Annotated in this window: 7 protein-coding genes; all 7 read left to right on the forward strand. The window is 74.2% G+C overall.

Annotated elements, in window-relative coordinates:
- Nucleotides 1-196: 196 nt before the first annotated feature.
- Nucleotides 197-391 (forward strand): 50S ribosomal protein L35, encoded by a 195-nt coding sequence (rpmI, locus tag ACXJKG_RS18640; RefSeq protein ID WP_456847232.1) that lies wholly within the window; start codon nt 197-199, stop codon nt 389-391.
- A 62-nt stretch (nt 392-453) separates the two neighbouring features.
- Nucleotides 454-837, forward strand: coding sequence for a 50S ribosomal protein L20 (rplT, locus tag ACXJKG_RS18645; RefSeq protein ID WP_456847233.1), 384 nt, complete (start codon nt 454-456; stop codon nt 835-837).
- Between the two features lie 156 nt (nt 838-993).
- A complete protein-coding gene (locus tag ACXJKG_RS18650; RefSeq protein ID WP_456847234.1) occupies nt 994-1,278 on the forward strand; it encodes a hypothetical protein in 285 nt (94 codons plus the stop codon).
- Between the two features lie 33 nt (nt 1,279-1,311).
- Nucleotides 1,312-2,133: a TrmH family RNA methyltransferase gene (locus ACXJKG_RS18655; RefSeq protein ID WP_456847235.1), complete on the forward strand. Its 822-nt coding sequence runs from the start codon at nt 1,312-1,314 to the stop codon at nt 2,131-2,133.
- Nucleotides 2,130-2,777 (forward strand): RNA 2',3'-cyclic phosphodiesterase, encoded by a 648-nt coding sequence (thpR, locus tag ACXJKG_RS18660; protein ID WP_456847236.1) that lies wholly within the window; start codon nt 2,130-2,132, stop codon nt 2,775-2,777. The genes ACXJKG_RS18655 and thpR overlap by 4 nt, the downstream gene beginning before the upstream one ends.
- Nucleotides 2,778-2,990: 213 nt before the next feature.
- On the forward strand, nt 2,991-4,034 hold the full coding sequence (locus tag ACXJKG_RS18665; protein ID WP_456847237.1) for a phenylalanine--tRNA ligase subunit alpha: 1,044 nt from the start codon (nt 2,991-2,993) through the stop codon (nt 4,032-4,034).
- Nucleotides 4,034-6,011, forward strand: a 1,978-nt coding sequence (pheT, locus tag ACXJKG_RS18670) for a phenylalanine--tRNA ligase subunit beta (protein WP_456847238.1), incomplete at its 3' end; no start/stop codon positions are given. The genes ACXJKG_RS18665 and pheT, both read left to right, overlap by 1 nt.

Genomic DNA, 6,011 nt, shown 5'->3' on the forward strand with positions numbered 1-6,011 from the left:
CGCCGAAGCCCGCCGGCACCCCGCGGCCCGCGCCGCGGCCGGGACCGGCCGCTCCGGCCAAGGCACAGACCAGCAAGACGGCCTCGGAAGAGGCCAGCTGAACCAGCACGAACGGACGGGCCGGTCCACCGGCCGGCCCGCACCAGACGAGTCGTACGAACCCGTGCGATGTGAACGACAAGGAGACACGGCAGCCATGCCGAAGAACAAGACGCACTCCGGTGCCAAGAAGCGCTTCCGGGTCACCGGGACCGGCAAGGTCATGCGCGAGCAGGCCGGCGCCCGCCACCTGCTCGAGCACAAGTCGAGCCGCCGCACGCGTCGCCTCGCCGGCGACCTCGTCGTCTCTCCTGCCGACGCCCCCCGTATCAAGAAGCTGCTCGGCAAGTGACCCCGGGGGCGCACCTGCGCCCCGGTCGCTCGGCCTAGCCTGAGACAAGCAAGGAGCATCACGTGGCACGCGTGAAGCGGGCGGTCAACGCCCAGAAGAAGCGCCGTACAACCCTCGAGCGCGCTGCGGGCTACCGCGGTCAGCGGTCGCGCCTGTACCGGAAGGCGAAGGAGCAGGTCACCCACTCCCTCGTCTACGCGTACCGCGACCGCAAGGTGCGCAAGCAGGACTTCCGCAAGCTGTGGATCCAGCGCATCAACGCTGCGTCCCGCGAGCAGGGCCTGACCTACAACCGCCTGATCCAGGGCCTGAAGCTCGCGGGCATCGAGGTGGACCGCCGCGTGCTGGCCGACCTCGCCGTCAACGACGCCGCGACGTTCAACACGCTCGTGGCCGCCGCCAAGGCCGCCCTGCCCGCGGACGTCAACGCGCCGAAGGCTGCGTGACCCTCGTCCGCCGCTGAGCCCGACCGCCCAGTGCTCCCTCGCGGGAGCCGGGCGGCGGGTTGGCGCACCCCGAAGCCCCCGAGGTCCTCTGCGACCGCCGGGGGCTTCGTCRTCCCCGCGCACCCCGAACCGTCGCCGACCCGGCATCATGTCGCCATGAACGAGCCGGACGGCCCGCGGGTCGAGCACAGCGGGCCGTCGCCCTGGGGCCTCCTGGCATTCGGGCTCGGGATGCTGGTCGGGCTCACCCTCCTCGTCGCCGAGGTGGTCGACCCGCCGGTCTGGGTGATGTGGGCCGTGGTCGGCGCCCTGCTCGTCGGCATCCTGCTGTCGGTGCCTCTCGCGTACCGCGACGCGCGCCGGCAGGGCCGGTCACGATCGGGCAGCGCGTGGCGGGCGCTCACCGAGCCGGTCCGCTACCTGGTCCGGTGGACCTTCTGAGTGGCAGCGCCGCAGGCACGCGATGATGTCCCGGTGAGCAGCCCCACCCTGACCAATCCCCGTGCCGAGCGGGTCAAGGCCGTGCGGGCGCTGAGCGAGCGGGCCGTGCGGAAGCGGGCCGGGCGGTTCGTCGTCGAGGGGCCGCAGGCGGTCCGGGAGGCGGTGCTGGCCGGCGCCGACGTGCACGACGTCTACGTCACGCCCGAGTCGGCGCAGCGGTACCCCGAGATCGTGGTCGGCGCGCAGGACCGGGGCATCCGGGTGTCCGTCGGGACCGCCGAGGTGCTCGACGCCATGAGCCCCGACGGTCAGCGGGTCGTCGCGGTCGCGTCGCTGACGACGCACACGCTCGGCGGGCTCGGGGACCTGAGGCTCGTCGCGATCCTGGCGAACGTACGCGACCCCGGCAACGCCGGGACCGTGATCCGCGCGGCCGACGCGGCCGGCGCGGATGCGGCGGTGCTGACCGGCGAGAGCGTCGACGTGCACAACCCCAAGGTGGTCCGGTCGACCGCCGGGTCGCTGTTCCACCTGCCCGTCGTGACGGGCGCCGACCTCGCCGCGACCGTCGTCGACCTGCGCGCGGCCGGCCTGCTGGTCCTCGCGGCGGACGGCACCGGCGCCTTCGACCTGGACGACCTCCTCGACGTCGCGGGCTCCGCGGAGGACGGCGTGCCGGACCTCGCCCGCCCGACGGCCTGGCTGTTCGGCAACGAGGCCTGGGGGCTGCGCGACGAGGACCGTGCGCTGGCCGATGCCGTCGTGCGCGTGCCCATCCGGGGCCGCGCGGAGTCCCTGAACCTCGCGACCGCCGCGGCCGTGTGCCTCTACGCCAGCGGTCGGGCGCAGCGGTGAGGCTGTTCGCCGCGGTGTGGCCGCCCGAGAACGTGCTCGACCACCTCGACCTGGCCCTGGCCTCCGTGCGGGGCGCGCCGTCGGGTCTGTCGTCGGCCGTGCGCTGGTCCGCGCGCGAGACCTGGCACCTCACCGCCGCGTTCTACGGCGACCTGCCCGACGGCGCGGTCCCGGGCCTGACCAGCGACCTGGCCGACGTCGCGGCCGCGGTGGAGCCCTACGAGCTCGGGCTGCACGGGGCAGGGGTGTTCTCGCACCGCACGTTGTGGGTCGGCGTCACCGGTGACCTCGAGAGCCAGCGCGCGGTCAGCCGGGGGTGCGTCGAGGCGGGCGGTGTCGACGACCACCGCGTGCGCGAGCGACCGCACCTCACCGTGGGTCGGGTTCGCCCCGGCAGCGGGCCGCCGCGGCGACGGTCGTCGCGCCCGGACCGTCCTGGGCAGCGGCCCGACATGCAGGGTCCGGACGACGAGGACGTCGCCGCCGGTCTGGTGCGGGCGCTGGCCGTGTACGACGGGCCGCGCTGGCAGGTCGACGAGATCGTGCTCGTGTCCTCGCGACCGGGTGCGGGGCGAGGTGGCGGGCCGCTGTACGAGGTGCAGGAGCGGTTCTCGCTGGGCGCGCGTGGCAGGATGGGCGCATGACAGCGCGTGCGCAGGCGGCCGGTGGTCGCCGATTTCCCGGGCCCGTTCCCGGGCCGCGCCACTGACGCGCAACCGAGCAGGCCGTCCACCGCTGGACCGGCCGCACGGACCCGGATCGGGCGCCCCTAGACTTGTCCGCTGGCCGGGTGCTCTCGCGCACTGGCCATAGCCGTGCTCGCGCCGGCTGCCCAGAACCTGCACTGGAAGGTCAGGATGTCCGACGACACCGCCCTGTCCCCGCTCGACGCCGACGGCATCGAGTCCGCCGTCGAGGACGCGCTGAAGGCCCTCGCGGCCGCCGCCGACCTCGACGCCCTGAAGACCGCCCGCCTCGAGCACGTGGGGGAGCGCAGCCCGGTGGCGCTGGCCAACCGCGCCATCGGCGGCCTCGCGCCGGCCGACAAGGCCGTGGCCGGCAAGCTGCTCGGCCAGGCCAAGGGACGCCTCGCGGCCGCGCTCGCGCAGCGGCAGGCCGAGCTCGAGGCCGAGCGTGACCTGCGGGTCCTCGTCGAGGAGTCCGTCGACGTCACGCTGCCCACCGACCGTCGGTCCCGCGGCGCCCGGCACCCGCTGGAGACCCTGTCCGAGCGCATCGCCGACATCTTCGTCTCGATGGGCTGGGAGATCGCCGAGGGCCCTGAGCTCGAGGCGGAGTGGTTCAACTTCGACGCGCTGAACTTCGGCGTCGACCACCCCGCGCGGCAGATGCAGGACACGTTCTTCGTCGACGCACCCGGCCTCGTGCTGCGCACGCACACGTCGCCCGTGCAGGCCCGGACCCTCCTGTCGCGGGAGCTGCCCGTCTATATCGCGTGCCCGGGCAAGGTGTTCCGCACCGACGAGCTCGACGCCACGCACACGCCTGTGTTCCACCAGGTCGAGGGCCTCGCCGTGGACAAGGGCCTGACGATGGCGCACCTCAAGGGCACGCTGGACCATTTCGCGCAGGCGATCTTCGGTCCGGAGGCCCGCACGCGCCTGCGGCCGTCGTTCTTCCCGTTCACGGAGCCCAGCGCCGAGATGGACCTCTGGTTCCCGCAGAAGAAGGGCGGACCGGGCTGGATCGAGTGGGGCGGCTGCGGGATGGTCAACCCGAACGTGCTGCGCGCCTGCGGCGTCGACCCCGAGGTCTACTCCGGGTTCGCGTTCGGCATGGGCATCGAGCGCACCCTGATGCTGCGCCACGGSATCGCYGACATGCACGACATGGTGGAGGGCGACGTCCGCTTCTCCACGCAGTTCGGGACGGAGATCTGATGCCGCGCATCCCCCTGACGTGGCTCGCCGAGCACGTCGAGCTCCCCGCGGGCCTGACCGCCGAGCAGCTGGCGGCGGACCTGGTCCGCGTCGGGCTGGAGGAGGAGGCGATCCATCCCGCCGCCGTGTCCGGTCCGCTGGTGGTCGGTCGCGTCGTCGAGCTCACGCCGGAGCCGCAGAAGAACGGCAAGACCATCAACTGGTGCCGGGTCGACGTCGGACCGTCGCACAACGAGGCCGGTGGTGACCCGCGGGGCATCGTGTGCGGCGCGCACAACTTCGTCGTCGGCGACAAGGTCGTGGTCGCGCTGCCGGGCGCCGTGCTGCCCGGGCCGTTCCCCATCGCGTCCCGGAAGACCTACGGGCACGTGTCCGACGGCATGATCTGCTCGGCCCGCGAGCTGGGGCTGGGCGAGGACCACGCCGGCATCATCGTGCTGGCGACGCTCGGTCTCGACCCGTCCGTCGGGACGGACGCGCGCGAGCTCCTGGGCCTCGGCGACGAGGTGCTCGAGATCAACGTGACGCCCGACCGCGGCTACTGCTTCTCCATGCGCGGCGTGGCCCGGGAGTACGGCCTGTCCACGGGTGCGCGGTTCACGGACCGCGGGCTGCCGACTGGGGACCTCCCGCCGGTCGGTGGGGGTTTCGCGGTCGAGATCGACGACGCCGCCCCCGTGAACGGTGTGCCCGGAGCGGATCGGTTCGTCGCCCAGATCGTCCGCGGCGTGCGTGCCAACGACCCGTCGCCCGCGTGGATGCAGCGCCGGCTGCAGCAGGCCGGCATGCGCCCGATCGGGCTCGCCGTGGACGTCACCAACTACGTGATGCTCGACCTCGGCCAGCCGCTGCACGCCTACGACCTGGCGAAGCTGGCCGCGCCGATCGTCGTGCGGCGCGCGGCCCCGGGGGAGCGCATGCGGACCCTGGACGACGTCGACCGCGTGCTCGACACCGAGGACCTGCTCATCACCGACAGCCCCGACGGCGCCCGCGCCTCCCGGCCCATCGGCCTCGCGGCCGTCATGGGCGGCGGGGACAGCGAGGTCAGCGCGAGCACGACCGACCTCCTGGTCGAGGCGGCGCACTTCGACCCGATCACGGTCGCGCGCACCGCCCGCCGCCACAAGCTGCCCAGCGAGGCGGCGAAGCGGTTCGAGCGGGGCGCCGACCCGGCGCTCCCGCCGGTCGCGGTCACGCGGGCGGTCGCGCTGCTCGTCGAGCTCGGCGGCGGCGTCGCGGACCCGCGCCTCACCGACGTCGACCAGCGGGTGCCGGTGCCGGCGTTCGACCTCGACCTGGACCTGCCCGCGCGACTCGTCGGCGTGCCGTACACGGCCGACGAGGTGCGCGAGACCCTGGTCTCGATCGGGTGCTCGGTGTCCGACGCCGGCCCCGGCGTGGTCCGGGTGCAGGCGCCCTCGTGGCGGCCCGACCTCGCCGTCGGCGTCGACCTGGTCGAGGAGGTCGCGCGGCTGCGCGGCTACGACGAGATCCCGTCGATCGTGCCGCCGGCGCAGCCGGGTGCCGGCCTGACGCCCGGGCAGCGGACGCGTCGCTCGGTCGCGCGCGCCCTGGCCGAGTCCGGGCTGGTCGAGGTGCTCAGCTACCCGTTCGTCGGCACTGACCAGCTCGACGCGCTCGGGCTGCCCGCCGACGACGAGCGGCGCCGGGCGGTCCGCCTGGTCAACCCGCTGTCCGACGAGCAGCCGTTCATGCGCACGAACCTGCTGGTCACGCTGCTGGACACGGCGCGGCGCAACGTCGCGCGGGGTGCCGGCGACGTGTCCGTGTTCGAGCTCGGTCTGGTCACGCGACCGACGCCCAGTGCGCCGGCCGCCCCGCGCCTCCCGGGCGGTGTCCGGCCGTCCGACGCGGAGCTTGCCGCCATCGACGCGGCCGTGCCTCCGCAGCCTCGACGGGTCGCGGGCGTGCTCGCGGGCCTCCGCGAGCCGGCGGGCTGGTGGGGGACCGGGC

The sequence above is a fragment of the Cellulomonas sp. P5_C6 genome (assembly GCF_054049635.1).

Coding starts and splice junctions, on each gene's coding strand:
- rpmI (WP_456847232.1), top strand. CDS start 197: ATGCCGAAGAACAAGACGCACTCCGGTGCCAAGAAGCGCTTCCGGGTC.
- ACXJKG_RS18650 (WP_456847234.1), top strand. CDS start 994: ATGAACGAGCCGGACGGCCCGCGGGTCGAGCACAGCGGGCCGTCGCCC.